At 70.3% G+C, this 14198-nt stretch carries 13 protein-coding genes; 10 read left to right on the top strand and 3 right to left on the bottom strand.

Translation table 11 applies throughout. From position 1 onward, the window contains the following. Window positions 1-3 precede the first annotated feature (3 nt). Window positions 4-915 (top strand): hypothetical protein, encoded by a 912-nt coding sequence (locus ACFVXA_RS10210; protein ID WP_390024585.1) that lies wholly within the window; start codon window positions 4-6, stop codon window positions 913-915. A 277-nt stretch (window positions 916-1192) separates the two neighbouring features. Here ACFVXA_RS10210 and ACFVXA_RS10205 read toward each other — a convergent pair whose 3' ends face one another. Further along, on the bottom strand, window positions 1193-1657 hold the full coding sequence (locus ACFVXA_RS10205; protein ID WP_362017153.1) for a DUF3093 domain-containing protein: 465 nt from the start codon (window positions 1655-1657) through the stop codon (window positions 1193-1195). A gap of 58 nt (window positions 1658-1715) precedes the next feature. Between ACFVXA_RS10205 and ACFVXA_RS10200 the strand changes: the two genes are divergently transcribed. The 8 genes from ACFVXA_RS10200 (at window position 1716) to ACFVXA_RS10165 (ending at window position 10121) form a co-directional block, all read left to right on the top strand. Continuing rightward, window positions 1716-2300 (top strand): PaaI family thioesterase, encoded by a 585-nt coding sequence (locus ACFVXA_RS10200; RefSeq protein WP_362017155.1) that lies wholly within the window; start codon window positions 1716-1718, stop codon window positions 2298-2300. Then, window positions 2297-2812, top strand: a complete 516-nt coding sequence (gene dut / locus ACFVXA_RS10195) for a dUTP diphosphatase (protein ID WP_362017157.1) — start codon at window positions 2297-2299, stop codon at window positions 2810-2812. The genes ACFVXA_RS10200 and dut overlap by 4 nt, the downstream gene beginning before the upstream one ends. A gap of 1 nt (window position 2813) precedes the next feature. Further along, window positions 2814-3578, top strand: coding sequence for a DUF3710 domain-containing protein (locus ACFVXA_RS10190; RefSeq protein ID WP_362017159.1), 765 nt, complete (start codon window positions 2814-2816; stop codon window positions 3576-3578). A gap of 560 nt (window positions 3579-4138) precedes the next feature. Beyond that, window positions 4139-5359 (top strand): alginate lyase family protein, encoded by a 1221-nt coding sequence (locus ACFVXA_RS10185; protein WP_383906610.1) that lies wholly within the window; start codon window positions 4139-4141, stop codon window positions 5357-5359. Between the two features lie 264 nt (window positions 5360-5623). Next, complete coding sequence (locus ACFVXA_RS10180) at window positions 5624-8167, top strand: ATP-binding protein (RefSeq protein WP_390024583.1); 2544 nt, start codon at window positions 5624-5626, stop codon at window positions 8165-8167. After that, complete coding sequence (locus ACFVXA_RS10175) at window positions 8164-8847, top strand: response regulator (protein WP_389513788.1); 684 nt, start codon at window positions 8164-8166, stop codon at window positions 8845-8847. Before ACFVXA_RS10180 ends, ACFVXA_RS10175 begins: the two co-directional genes overlap by 4 nt. Window positions 8848-8963: 116 nt before the next feature. After that, on the top strand, window positions 8964-9362 hold the full coding sequence (locus ACFVXA_RS10170; RefSeq protein WP_362017167.1) for an OB-fold nucleic acid binding domain-containing protein: 399 nt from the start codon (window positions 8964-8966) through the stop codon (window positions 9360-9362). A gap of 3 nt (window positions 9363-9365) precedes the next feature. After that, entirely contained in the window at window positions 9366-10121 is a 756-nt protein-coding gene (locus ACFVXA_RS10165; protein WP_362017169.1) for a DUF3159 domain-containing protein, read from the top strand. Window positions 10122-10343: 222 nt separating this feature from the next. On the opposite strand, the gene ACFVXA_RS10160 is transcribed toward ACFVXA_RS10165, so the two are convergent. Then, window positions 10344-11021: a TrkA family potassium uptake protein gene (locus ACFVXA_RS10160; RefSeq protein ID WP_362017171.1), complete on the bottom strand. Its 678-nt coding sequence runs from the start codon at window positions 11019-11021 to the stop codon at window positions 10344-10346. Then, window positions 11021-11692 carry a TrkA family potassium uptake protein gene (locus tag ACFVXA_RS10155; RefSeq protein ID WP_362017173.1) on the bottom strand — a complete coding sequence of 224 codons (672 nt, stop codon included), beginning with the start codon at window positions 11690-11692 and terminating at the stop codon, window positions 11021-11023. The genes ACFVXA_RS10160 and ACFVXA_RS10155 overlap by 1 nt, the downstream gene beginning before the upstream one ends. 426 nt (window positions 11693-12118) lie before the next feature. Between ACFVXA_RS10155 and ACFVXA_RS10150 the strand changes: the two genes are divergently transcribed. Beyond that, a complete protein-coding gene (locus ACFVXA_RS10150) occupies window positions 12119-14197 on the top strand; it encodes an APC family permease (RefSeq protein WP_362017175.1) in 2079 nt (692 codons plus the stop codon). Window position 14198: the final 1 nt, after the last annotated feature.

The raw sequence follows: 14198 nt of genomic DNA, 5'->3' as shown, positions 1-14198 counted from the left end.
GCCGTGACTGGCTCGACCCCACCTTGGAAGCGCCGCTTCCCCGGACGGGGAGCGGACGAAGGGCCGTCCGACGGCTCTGAAGGCGTGCGTGACGACGAGCGGGGCTCTTCCGAACCGGGAGCAGCCTCGCTCGAGCGGGCGTCCGCCACAGGCGCCCTGCCGGCCCCCCAGGGCACCCCCGCGCCCGTCGCCAGGCGCCGCGCGGCGGTCGTCCGGGACGGGATCAGGAAAGGCGTCCAGAAGGGCGGCAGCCGGGCCAGGGCGGGCCTGGCGTACGTCGCCGACCGGATCATCGACATCGCCCCGCGGATCCCCGTACGGGACCTGCCGACCCTGCGCAGGCAGTTCCCGGACCTCGGTCCCGAGCAGCTCGCGGACAAGCTCGTCGCGGGCGCGGCCGCCGCGACGTCCACGGTCGGTGCCGGGATCGGCGCCGCCGCGATGCTGCCGGTGCCGCCCGCGATGCCCACCGAGCTGGCCGCCGAGATCACCGGCGTCGCCGCGATCGAGCTGAAGCTGATCGCCGAACTCCACGAGGTCTACGGCCTGCGGCCGCCGGGCACCCTCACACAGCGCAGTACCGCGTATCTGAACTCCTGGTCAGGAGAGCGCGGGATCGACGTGACCAAGCCGTCGACGATCAACGCCGCGTTGGGCGGCCAGATGAAGCGCGAGCTGCGCCAGCAGATCATGAAGCGCACGGTTCGGGATCTGCCCAACCTGATGCCGTTCATGGTCGGAGCCGCGGTCGGGGCGGTCATGAACCGCCGCGACACCAAACGCCTCGCGGCGCGTATCCGCAAGGACCTGCGGAAGATGCAGGTGCCGTGGGACGCGCTGCCCGATCTGCCGCCGCTGGAGAAGCCGGCGGATCCGCTGCGGATGGGGGAGATCCCCAAGGAGCTGGGGCACTAGCCAGCCGGCCAGCCAGCCCGCGCGGCGAGGCTCGCGACCTTTTCAGACCTCGCCAGGGCTTCCTCGCCCGTCCCGGGGGTCCTTGCCCGTCCCGGGGGTCCTTGCCCGTCCCGGGGCTTTGCCCTGCGGTCGGGCCCGCGTCACCGATGGTGCTGGGTCCGGCACCATCGGAGAGGGCCCGCGGAGAGGGCCGGCGTGGGTGCGCGCCGCTGGGGCGGAGGAGCATTGCCCGGCGTAGAAGAGCCAGGAACCAGCCTGGCCGGCCTGGAAAGCAGTGCTACGCGGCGGTCGCGCGTGCGGTCTCCAGCGCGGCGATCAGGCGCTCCGGCTCCCGCGTCGACAAGTACAGGTACGGCGTCGGGTCCGCCGGGTCCGTCACCTGGACGCGGAGGGCCGTGGGGATGTAGGCGCGCAGGAGCATGAAGGCGCGGGGGTCGGCCTTGTACGTGCGCCAGGCGCGCGCCTCCTCCTGGTCCAGGATCTCGGCGTCGCCCAGGGCCGTCACCGGGATCTTCGCCTCTCCCGCGATCAGGGAGTCGCCGACGACCCGGATGCGGATCGAGCCGTACGAGCTGGCCACGACGGCCGAGACCGCCGTGCCGCCGACCAGGGCGCCCAGCAGCGGCAGCGTGCCGAACGGGAGGAAGATCAGGGCCATCGCGATGCCGACCAGGAAGCAGATCGCCCACCAGGTGCGGGGTGCGGTGAGGCGTTCTTCGTACGGCGAGGCGGAGAGCTGCATGAAGCCAAGCTTGGCATGGTGCGAAGACTCGGTGGACGCACGGGTAGGGTCTGCGGCTGTGAGTGGTACTTCCGCAGCTCTGACGCCCCCCGCCGACGCCGTCGCGCCGGTGCGGCACCCCGACGCGCCCGCCCCCGGCGAGCTCCTCGGGCCGCACTACGAACAGTGTTTCGGTTGTGGTGGGGAGCAGCCCCACGGACTGCACCTGGAGGCCCGCGCGGGGGAGGGGGTCCGGATCACGGCGGAGTTCACCGTGCGGCCCGCCCACCAGGGTGCTCCGGGGCTCGCGCACGGCGGCGTCCTCGCCACCGCGCTGGACGAGACGCTCGGCTCGCTGAACTGGCTGCTGCGCACGATCGCCGTGACCGGGCGGCTGGAGACCGACTTCCGGCGCCCGGTGCCCGTCGGCACCGTGCTCCACCTGGAGGCCGAGGTCACCGCGGTGGCCGGCCGCAAGATCTACTCGACCGCCACCGGACGGATCGGCGGTCCCGAGGGACCCGTCGCCGTCCGCGCCGACGCCCTCTTCATCGAGGTCAAGGTCGACCACTTCATCGACAACGGCCGTCCGGAGGAGATCCGGGCCGCCATGAACGACCCGGACCAGGCCCGGCGCGCTCGCGCCTTCGAGGTGAACCCGTGACCCGTAACCCCGTGCACGTACTGATCCGGCGCGTCGACCCGGAAGTCCCGCTTCCCGAGTACGCGCACCCCGGAGACGCCGGAGCCGATCTGCGGACGACGGAGAGCTGCGAGCTGAAGCCCGGTGAACGAGTCGTTCTGCCCACGGGAGTGTCCATCGCGCTTCCCGAGGGGTACGCGGCCTTCGTGCACCCGCGTTCCGGGCTCGCCGCCCGCTGCGGTGTCGCCCTCGTGAATGCCCCGGGGACGGTGGATGCCGGGTACCGTGGGGAGATCAAGGTGATCGTGGTGAATCTCGACCCGCGCGAGTCCGTGCGGTTCGAGCGCTTCGACCGGATTGCCCAACTGGTCGTTCAACAGGTCGAGAAAGTCCGCTTCGAAGAGGTCGCGGAACTTCCCGACTCGGCGCGGGCCGCAGGGGGCTTCGGGTCCACTGGAGGTCATGCCGCCGTGGGCAGCACAACGGGTGGGAATCGATACGCTTCGGTCGTATCCGACCGGGAAGGACAGTGACGTGTTCGGACGTCGCAAGAAGGGCAGTGCCGCCGAGGACGCGGCGGGCGAGGCCGAGCAGGTCGTCGACGAGTTCGACACTGAGGCGGACGAAGCAGCCGAGCGTGAGCGCGTGCGGCTCGAGCCCGAGCCGCGGCCCGACGGGCCATGGGACGGCTCCGAGGTCCGCGATCCGGCCGAGGGCCGGGTGGACCTGGGCGGTCTCTTCGTGCCCGGAGTCGACGGCATGGAGCTGCGGGTGGAGGTCGCGGGCGATGCGATCGTCGCGGCCACCGTCGTGCTGAAGGACAGCGCCATCCAGCTCCAGGCCTTCGCCGCTCCCAAGCGCGAGGGCATCTGGGGCGAGGTGCGCGAGGAGATCGCCTCCGGGATCACCCAGCAGGGCGGTGTCATCGACGAGGTCGAGGGGCCGCTGGGCTGGGAGCTGCGGGCGCAGGTGCCGGTGCAGCTGCCGGACGGCACGGGCGGTTTCCAGGTCGTGCGTTTCGTCGGCGTGGACGGCCCCCGCTGGTTCCTGCGCGGAGTGATCTCCGGGCAGGGCGCGGTGCAGCCGCAGGCCGCGGGTCTGCTGGAGCAGATCTTCCGGGACACGGTCGTCGTCCGCGGCGAGGGCCCGATGGCCCCGCGGGACCCGATCGTCCTGAAGCTGCCTGACGACGCGCAGATGGTGGCCGAGGGCGTGCAGCAGGAGGAGCAGAGCGGTTCCCGCTTCTCCGGCGGCATGGGGCAGTTGCAGCGCGGGCCGGAGATCACCGAGGTCCGCTAGACGCGACAGTCGGTCACAGAGACGCGGCAGTTGGTGACATTTGGTCACACATGGATGGGCCGCACCCTCACCCGAGGGTGCGGCCTTTTCGTATGCCCAGGCCCGTCCGCCCGTCCGCCCGTCCGGCCGTCCGCCCCTCGGCCGGTTCGCCGGTTTCGCCCGCCAGCCGGAAGTCCGAGCGCCCGCAGCATCTGGTGGGCCCGTCAGTCCGCCCGGAGTCGGCACCGGCGCCTGTCTGCCCTGCGCCCAACTGCCCTGCGGCCGTATGCCCTGCGCATGCCTGCCCTACGGCCGTGTGCCCTCCGCCCGACTGCCCTGCGGCCGTCTGCCCTGCGCACGCCATGCCTACGGCCGAATGCCCTGCGCACGCCTGCCCTACGGCCGTACGCCCAGCGCCCGTACGCCCAGGTCACATCCAAGTTCTCATCCATGAACCTCAGTTGAGCTGCGCGTCTTCCTTCAGGTCTTGACGGACGACTGGTCTGTACCTATGGTCCCGGCCAACGCGTGTGTTCAGTCCCCAGTGCGTCGTTCACATACGAGAACGGATGGCCCCCCACATGCCCGACACCCCCGCAGCTCACCGCCGCGGACGGCGGCCGGCCCTGCTCGCCACCGTCGCCGCGGCGACCGCCGCCCTGGTCGCCGGATTCCTCTCCTGGCCGGGCGCGCACCAGGCGGAGGCGGCCCCCGCCACCTTCGTGCACCCCGGAGTCACCGTCTCCAAGGGGCAGTTGGACTTCGCCCGCACCAAGGTCAACGCCGGCGCCCAGCCCTGGAAGGGCGCGTTCGACCAGATGATGGCGAGCAAGTACGCCTCGCTGACCCGTACCGCCGCGCCCCGCGCGACCGTCGAGTGCGGCTCGTACTCCAACCCCAACTACGGTTGTACGGACGAGCGCGAGGACGCGATAGCCGCGTACACCGACGCCCTCGCCTGGTACATCACGCGCGACGACCGGTACGCGAAGAAGTCGATCGAGCTGATGGACGCCTGGTCGGCGGTGATCAAGGACCACACCAACAGCAACGCGCCGCTGCAGACCGGCTGGGCCGGATCCTCGTGGCCCAAGGCCGCCGAGATCATCAAGTACACGTACACCGGGACGTGGGCGAACTCCGGCCGCTTCGCGACCATGCTGCGCGACGTGTACCTCCCCGAGATCATCAACGGCTCCAATTCCAACGGGAACTGGGAGCTGTCGATGATGGAGGCCGCCATCGGCATCTCCGTGTTCCTCGAGGACAAGACGTCGTACGACAAGGCGATGTCGAAGTTCCGGACGCGTACGGCGGCGTACATCTACCTCTCCTCCGACGGGTCCGTGCCGAAGACGGTGCCGAGCCAGAACCTCGACACCACGGCGAAGATCGTCAGCTACTGGCAGGGACAGTCCACCTTCGTCACCGGGCTCACCCAGGAGACGTGCCGCGACTTCACGCACACCGGGTACGGCATCTCGGCCATCTCGCACGTCGCCGAGACCAGCCGCATCCAGGGCCAGGACCTGTACGGCACCGACGTCGGCGAGCGGCTGCGGCAGGCGCTCGGCTTCCAGTCCAAGTACCAACTGGGCGAGGCGGTGCCGAGCTGGCTGTGCGGCGGCTCGCTCAACCTCGGCCTCGGGCCCATCACCGAGGTCGGCTACAACGCCATGCACAACCGCCTGGGCTACGCGATGACCAACACCCAGACGCTGACCCAGCAGAACCGCCCGGCCGGCAGCAACAACCTCTTCGTGGCCTGGGAGACGCTGACCCACGGGGACAACCCGAGCTGAGCCGATCACCGAGGAGCCGACTCGCACCGCCCCGACCCCGTGCCCGGCCGGGCGCCCGCCGAACATGCGGCGCCCGGCCGACGGGGGAGGGGTATGAGTCGTCCGGTCGGGCGCGGACGCCGGTGTGCCCTGGCGCGAGCCGGCCGGCGCATCAGGGTTGCGTCAAGGTCGTCGGCCGGCGACCCTCCCCGTCCCTTTTGCCGGAAATCCCGGCCGTAAGGTTGACGCTGCGTACACGGCGGTGACGGGAAGACAATAGGGGTCATGGGACGCGGCAAGCTTCGGATCTATCTCGGTGCGGCACCGGGCGTCGGCAAGACGTACGCCATGCTCTCCGAGGCGCACCGGCGCGTCGAGCGCGGGACCGACTGTGCGGTCGCCTTCGTGGAGCACCACCACCGGCCGCGCACCGAGGTGATGCTGCACGGTCTCGAGCAGGTCCCGCGCAAGGAGCTGGAGTACCGGGGGTCCGTCTTCACCGAGATGGACGTGGACGCCGTACTGGAGCGCGCCCCGGCCGTCGCCCTGGTGGACGAGCTCGCGCACACCAACGTCCCCGGTTCGCGCAACGACAAGCGCTGGCAGGACGTGGAGGAGCTGCTCGCGGCCGGCATCGACGTCGTCTCGACCGTCAACATCCAGCATCTGGAGTCACTCGGCGATGTCGTCGAGTCGATAACGGGCGTACGGCAGCGGGAGACCGTCCCGGACGAGGTGGTGCGCCGGGCCGACCAGATCGAACTCGTCGACATGTCGCCCCAGGCACTGCGGCGGCGGATGGCGCACGGCAACATCTACAAGTCCGACAACGTCGACGCGGCCCTGTCCAACTACTTCCGGCCCGGCAACCTCACCGCCCTGCGTGAGCTGGCGCTGCTCTGGGTCGCCGACCGGGTCGACGAGTACCTCACCCAGTACCGCAGCGACCACCGGGTCTCCAAGATCTGGGGGTCGCGGGAGCGCATCGTGGTGGGGCTGACGGGCGGCCCCGAGGGTCGCACCCTGATCCGCCGTGCCGCACGCCTCGCGGAGAAGGGCGCGGGCGGCGAGGTGATGGCCGTCTACATCGCCCGCAGCGACGGGCTCACCTCCGCCTCGCCCAAGGAACTCGCCGTCCAGCGCACCCTGGTCGAGGACCTGGGCGGAACGTTCCACCATGTCATCGGGGACGACATTCCGGCCTCCCTCCTGGACTTCGCCCGGGGCGTCAACGCCACCCAGATCGTGCTCGGCTCCTCGCGCCGCAAGACCTGGCAGTACGTGTTCGGACCGGGCGTCGGCACCACGGTCGCCCGGGAGTCGGGCCCCGACCTGGACGTCCACATCGTCACCCACGAAGAGGTCGCCAAGGGGCGCGGACTGCCGGTCGCGCGCGGCGCGCGGCTCGGACGCTCCCGGATCATCTGGGGCTGGCTGGTCGGCGTGGGCGGCCCGGTGATCCTGGCGCTCCTGCTGAACACCGTCGACCTCGGCCTCGCCAACGACATGCTGCTGTTCCTGGCGCTGACGGTGGCGGCGGCCCTGCTCGGCGGCCTCTACCCGGCGCTGGCCTCGGCGGCCTTCGGCTCGCTGCTGCTGAACTACTACTACACGCCGCCCCTGCACCGGCTGACCATCGCCGACCCCAAGAACATCGTCGCCATCGCGATCTTCGTCGGCGTCGCCGTGTCGGTGGCGTCGGTGGTGGACCTGGCCGCCCGCCGTACGCACCAGGCCGCGCACCTGCGCGCCGAGTCGGAGATCCTCTCCTTCCTGGCGGGCAGCGTGCTGCGCGGCGAGACCAGCCTGGTGGCCCTGCTGGATCGGGTCCGGGAGACGTTCGGGATGGAGTCGGTCGCGCTGCTGGAGCGGGAGAGCGACGTCGCGCCGTGGACGTGCGCGGGCAGCGTGGGCCCGGGACCCTCGAACCGTCCCGAGGACGCGGACGTCGACATGCCGGTCGGCGACCACATGGCGCTCGCCCTGTCCGGACGCGTGCTGCCCGCCTCGGACCGCCGGGTGCTCGCCGCCTTCGCCGCACAGGCCGCGGTGGTCCTCGACCGCCAGCGCCTCCAGCACGAGGCCGACCAGGCGCGCACGCTGGCCGAGGGCAACCGCATCCGCACCGCGCTGCTGGCCGCCGTCAGCCACGATCTGCGCACCCCGCTCGCCGGGATCAAGGCCGCCGTCTCCTCGCTGCGGTCCGACGACGTGGCCTGGTCCGAGGAGGACCGGGCGGAGCTCCTCGAAGGCATCGAGGACGGCGCCGACCGGCTCGACCACCTGGTGGGCAACCTGCTGGACATGTCCCGCCTCCAGACCGGCACCGTCACCCCGCTGATCCGCGAGATCGACCTCGACGAGGTGGTCCCGATGGCGCTCGGCGGCGTCCCCGAGGAGACCGTGGAGCTGGAGATCCCGGAGAGCCTGCCGATGGTCGCCGTCGACGCCGGGCTGCTGGAGCGCTCGGTCGCCAACCTCGTCGAGAACGCCGTCAAGTACAGCCCCGTCGACGAACGGGTCCTGGTGTCCGCGAGCGCCCTCGCCGACCGTGTGGAGGTACGGGTGGTCGACCGCGGCCCGGGCGTCCCGGACGAGGCCAAGGAGCGCATCTTCGCGCCCTTCCAGCGCTACGGCGACGCCCCGCGCGGCGCCGGCGTGGGCCTCGGCCTCGCGGTCGCCCGCGGCTTCGCCGAGGCGATGGGCGGCACGCTCAACGCCGAGGACACCCCCGGCGGCGGACTCACCATGGTGCTCACGGTCCCGGCGGTGGAACGCCGTCCCGACCTGGCCACGGCAACATCAGCAGCGGAAAGGCAGGTCTCATGACCCGGGTCCTCGTGGTCGACGACGAGCCGCAGATCACCCGAGCCCTGGTGATCAACCTGAGGGCGCGCAAGTACGAGGTCGACGCGGCCCCCGACGGAGCCACCGCGCTCCAGCTCGCAGCCGCCCGCCACCCCGACGTCGTCGTACTGGACCTGGGCCTGCCCGACATGGACGGCGTCGAGGTGATCAAGGGGCTGCGCGGCTGGACGCGGGTGCCGATCCTGGTGCTGTCCGCGCGGCACTCCTCCGACGAGAAGGTCGAGGCGCTCGACGCGGGCGCCGACGACTACGTCACCAAGCCGTTCGGCATGGACGAACTGCTGGCCCGGCTGCGCGCCGCCGTCCGCCGTGCCGAGCCCACCGGGGGCGACGAGGACGACGTGATGGTCGAGGCGGAGGGGTTCACCGTCGACCTGGTCGCGAAGAAGGTCAACCGCGACGGCCGCGACGTCCGCCTGACCCCCACGGAGTGGCACCTCCTGGAGGTGCTGGTCCGCAACACGGGCCGCCTGGTCAGCCAGAAACAGCTGCTCCAGGAGGTGTGGGGGCCCTCGTACGGCACGGAGACGAACTACCTGAGGGTCTACATGGCCCAGCTGCGCCGCAAGCTGGAGACGGACCCCTCGCACCCGAAGCACTTCATCACGGAGCCGGGGATGGGTTACCGGTTCGAGCGATGACCTCGCGGGTATGTGAGCGCTTGCCCTTGTGGCCTCGAAATCGCCGACCTTCGCTCCGCGTCATCGCCGACCCTCGCGGTTACGTAGGTGTCGGCGGCCCCCGGTACGCTTCAGATATGAGTGCTGTTCCTCGTTCCGAAAAGCCGGCGGGCCGGTTCCGGCGCATGATAGACCGGCTCTCCTCGTCCCAGCAGGACCTGGAGTCCGAGGAGCTGCGGGAGGACACCGTGACCACGGGCTGCACCCGCATCGGTGACTGCCACGACCGACAGATCGTCACGGTTACTGGTACCTTGCGCACGGTCACTCTACGGCCACGCGCCGGAGTCCCGGCCCTGGAGGCCGAGCTGTTCGACGGCTCGGCGGCCCTGGACGTGGTCTGGCTCGGCCGGCGCTCCATCGTCGGGATCGAGCCGGGGCGCAAGCTGATCGCATCGGGCCGCATTTCGATGAGCCGGGGCCGTAGGGTGCTGTTCAACCCGAAGTACGAACTCAGACCGCTCGGACGGGAGTAGCCGGTGACGTCGCTCGACAAGCCGACCGAAGACGCCCAGCAGGACTCGAGGGCGGTGACCGAGGCCGCGCTCTTCGAGGCGTTCGGCGGCGTGCGGGGCATGGTCGAGACCGTGGTGCCCGGCCTCCTCTTCGTCACCATCTTCACGATCAACAAGGACCTGCACTGGTCGGCGATCGCCGCCCTCGGGGTGTCCCTGCTGCTCGTCGTGGTCCGCCTCGTCATGCGCGACACCGTCAAGCACGCCTTCAGCGGCGTCTTCGGCGTCGCCTTCGGCGTGGTCTTCGCGATGATGACGGGCAACGCGAAGGACTTCTACCTGCCGGGCATGCTCTACACGCTCGGCCTGGCCATCGCCTACATCGTCACGACCCTCGCGGGCGTCCCCCTGATCGGCCTGATCCTCGGCCCGGTCTTCAAGGAGAATCTCTCCTGGCGCACCCGCAACCCCGGCCGCAAGAAGGCATACGCGAAGGCCAGTTGGGCCTGGGGCCTGATCCTGCTCGCCAAGTGCGCGGTGCTGTTCCCGCTCTACTGGTGGGCCGACACCACCCAGTTCGGCTGGGTCCTGATCGCCCTGAAGATCCCGCCGTTCCTGCTCGCCGTCTGGCTGACCTGGGTCTTCCTGGCCAAGGCGCCCCCGCCGATCGACGTGTTCGCCGAGATGGAGGCGGAGGAGAAGGCGGAGAAGGAGCGCAAGGCCGCGCTCGCCGAGGAGCACGGTGAGACCGCGCCGACCCGGCACCGCCGGGAGGCGTGACCGGGGTATTCGCCCGGACGGCGGCCGAAAGCGTGACCGCCGTCTTCGGCTGTACGTACGGCGTCGGGGCGTGACCGCCGTCTTCGGCTGTACGTACGGCGTCGGGGAGTGATCGGCGTTTTCGGCCGTACGGCGTCGGGAGGCGTCGAGTCCGAAGTGTGTACGACGGTGGGGGCGCCCTGAGATCTCAGGGCGCCCCCACCGTCGTACCACGGGAAAGAACTAGCTCGTGGTGTCCTCGCGCCGCACCGACAGCAAGTCCTCCAGCTGCTCCTCGCGGGCCTGCGCGGCCACGAAGAGGAGTTCGTCGCCCGCCTCCAGGGAGTCCTCCTGGGACGGGGTGAGGACGCGGGTACCGCGGATGATGGTCACCAGGGAGGTGTCCTGAGGCCACTCCACGTCGCCCACCGTCGTACCGGCCAGGGCGGACTCCGGCGGCAGGGTCAGCTCGACGAGGTTGGCGTCGCCGTGGCTGAAGCGGAGCAGCCGGACGAGGTCGCCGACGCTGACGGCCTCCTCGACCAGGGCCGACATCAGGCGCGGGGTGGAGACGGCGACGTCGACGCCCCAGGACTCGTTGAAGAGCCACTCGTTCTTCGGGTTGTTGACGCGGGCGACGACCCGCGGGACCCCGTACTCGGTCTTCGCGAGCAGGGAGACGACGAGGTTGACCTTGTCGTCCCCCGTGGCCGCGATGGCCACGTTGCAGCGCTGGAGCGCTGCCTCGTCCAGGGAGGTGATCTCGCAGGCGTCGGCGAGCAGCCACTCCGCCTGCGGGACGCGCTCGACCGAGATGGCGGTCGGCGCCTTGTCGATCAGCAGGACCTCGTGGCCGTTCTCCAGGAGCTCGCCCGCGATCGAGCGGCCCACGGCACCGGCACCGGCAATGGCGACCCTCATCAGTGACCGGCCTCCTCTTCAGGGCCCTTGGCGAACGCCGCCTCGACCTTGTCCACCTCGTCGGTGCGCATCATCACGTGCACCAGGTCGCCTTCCTGCAACACCGTCTGCGAGGTGGGCAGGATCGCCTCGCCCAGCCGGGTGAGGAAGGCCACGCGTACGCCCGTCTCGTCCTGGAGCCGGCTGATCTTGTGACCGACCCAGCCCGCGGAGGTGTGCACCTCGGCGAGCTGGACACCGCCGGTGGGGTCGCGCCACAGCGGCTCGGCGCCCGAGGGCAGCAGCCGGCGCAGCATCTGGTCGGCCGTCCAGCGGACGGTGGCGACGGTCGGGATGCCCAGGCGCTGGTAGACCTCGGCGCGGCGGGGGTCGTAGATACGTGCCGCGACGTTCTCGATGCCGAACATCTCGCGGGCCACCCGTGCGGCGATGATGTTCGAGTTGTCACCGCTGGAGACCGCGGCGAACGCGCCGGCCTCCTCGATGCCCGCCTCTCGCAGGGTGTCCTGGTCGAAGCCGACTCCGGTGACACGTCGGCCGCCGAACCCGGAGCCCAACCGTCGGAAGGCGGTGGGGTCCTGGTCGATCACGGCGACCGTGTGCCCCTGTTGCTCCAGGGTCTGGGCAAGAGCGGAACCCACTCTTCCGCAGCCCATGATGACGATGTGCACGACCGTCCTTCCGCATGTGAATGGTTACGGCTCAGGCTAAACAGGGTCTCAGACCGCCGCCCAAGCTACACACGCACGGTCCGTCGGGGGCACCCCTGTGCACTGTCGCCTGCGGGTTTTCGTCGACCGACGGGGGCGGGGGAGTGATCAGCGGCGTGTGATGCTGCGAACGCTCGCCAGGGTCAGGAATCCGAGGCCGACGAGTCCGGCGACGGCGCCGATGAGCTCCGCGGTGGCATGCATGGAACCTCCAAAGCCGGGAATGAGTGGACTTTTGTCATATAGGCATGCGGATGTCCGTAGCCACGGAATCCGCAGCTGGGCCCGCCTCTGTTTTCACTCGGAGGGCAGATGGGGCGTCCGATGCGCGGCTGATGCGGGGCGGTGGGTGGGCGACCCCCCGTTCGAACGCTTACGATCCTCTGCGTGTCCAAACTGACCGACGTGCCCAAACGGATCCTGATCGGGCGCGCACTGCGCAGTGATCGGCTTGGGGAAACGCTCCTGCCGAAGCGCATCGCACTCCCCGTCTTCGCTTCCGACCCGCTCTCCTCCGTGGCCTACGCGCCCGGAGAAGTGCTGCTGGTCCTTTCCATCGCGGGCGTGTCGGCCTACCACTTCAGCCCCTGGATCGCGCTCGCGGTCGTCGTGCTGATGTTCACGGTGGTCGCCTCCTACCGGCAGAACGTGCACGCCTACCCGAGCGGCGGCGGCGACTACGAGGTGGCCAACACCAACCTCGGCCCCAAGGCCGGACTCACGGTCGCCAGCGCCCTGCTCGTCGACTACGTCCTCACCGTCGCCGTCTCCATCGCCTCCGGCATCGAGAACCTCGGCTCGGCGATCCCCTTCGTGGTCGAGCACAAGGTGGCCTGCGCGGTGGCCGTCATCGTGCTGCTCACGCTGATGAACCTGCGCGGAGTCAAGGAGTCCGGAAAGCTCTTCGCGATTCCGACGTACGTCTTCGTGGCGGGCGTCTTCATCATGATCGCGTGGGGCGCCTTCCGCGGGCTCGTCCTGAACGACACCATGCGGGCACCCACCGCCGACTACCACATCAAGGCCGAACACCAGGGACTCGCCGGGTTCGCCCTTGTCTTCCTGCTCCTGCGCGCCTTCTCCTCCGGCTGTGCCGCGCTCACCGGCGTCGAGGCGATCTCCAACGGCGTCCCCGCGTTCCGCAAGCCGAAGTCGAAGAACGCCGCGACCACGCTCGCGGCGATGGGCCTGCTCGCCGTCACCATGTTCTGCGGCATCATCGCCCTCGCCATGGAGACCAAGGTCAGGATGGCCGAGAACCCGGCCACCGACCTGATCCACAACGGTGTCGCGATCGGTTCCGGCTATGTCCAGAACCCGGTGATCTCGCAGGTCGCCGAGGCCGTGTTCGGCAAGGGCAGCTTCCTGTTCATCGTGCTGGCCGCGGCCACCGCGCTGGTCCTGTTCCTGGCCGCCAACACCGCGTACAACGGCTTCCCGCTGCTCGGCTCGATCCTCGCCCAGGACCGCTACCTGCCGCGCCAGCTGCACACCCGCGGCGACCGCCTCGCCTTCTCCAACGGCATCGTGCTGCTCGCGGGCGCGGCCATGCTCCTCGTCGTCATCTACGGCGCCGACTCGACGCGCCTCATCCAGCTCTACATCGTCGGCGTGTTCGTCTCCTTCACGCTCAGCCAGACCGGCATGGTCCGGCACTGGAACCGCCATCTGCGCACCGAGAAGGACCAGGCCAAGCGGCGCCACATGATGCGCTCCCGCGCCATCAACGCCTTCGGCGCCTTCTTCACCGGCCTGGTGCTGGTCGTCGTCCTGGTCACCAAGTTCACCCACGGCGCCTGGGTCGCGCTGCTCGGCATGGTGATCTTCTACGCGACGATGAGCGCGATCCGTAAGCACTACGACCGGGTCGCCGAGGAGATCGCCGCCCCGGAGGGCCCCTCCGACGACAGCGTCCGCCCCTCCCGCGTCCACTCCGTCGTCCTCATCTCCAAGATCCACCGACCGACGCTGCGGGCCCTCGCCTACGCCAAGCTGATGCGCAGCGACACCCTCGAAGCGCTCAGTGTCAACGTCGACCCGGCCGAGACGAAGGCGCTGCGCGAGGAGTGGGAGCGGCGCGGCATCGACGTACCGCTGAAGGTCCTCGACTCGCCGTACCGCGAGATCACCCGCCCGGTCATCGAGTACGTGAAGGGCCTGCGCCGCGAGTCCCCGCGCGACGCGGTGTCGGTGATCATCCCCGAGTACGTGGTCGGCCACTGGTACGAGCATCTGCTGCACAACCAGAGCGCCCTGCGCCTCAAGGGCCGACTGCTGTTCACTCCCGGCGTCATGGTGACCTCCGTGCCCTACCAGCTGGAGTCCTCCGAGGCGGCGAAGCAGCGGGCCCGCAAGCGGCAGGACTGGAGCGCGCCGGGTGCGGTGCGCCGGGGTCCGGCGGAGGAGCGCCCGAAGGAGTCCTCGGCGACCGCTCCGGGGTCTTCCTCGGGGCCCGCGAAGGGCTGAC

It is taken from the genome of Streptomyces sp. NPDC058246 (genome assembly GCF_042881985.1).
GTDB lineage: Bacteria > Actinomycetota > Actinomycetes > Streptomycetales > Streptomycetaceae > Streptomyces.
Note: the sequence above shows the minus strand (reverse complement) of the source record. Positions and strands in the feature narration are given on the sequence as shown.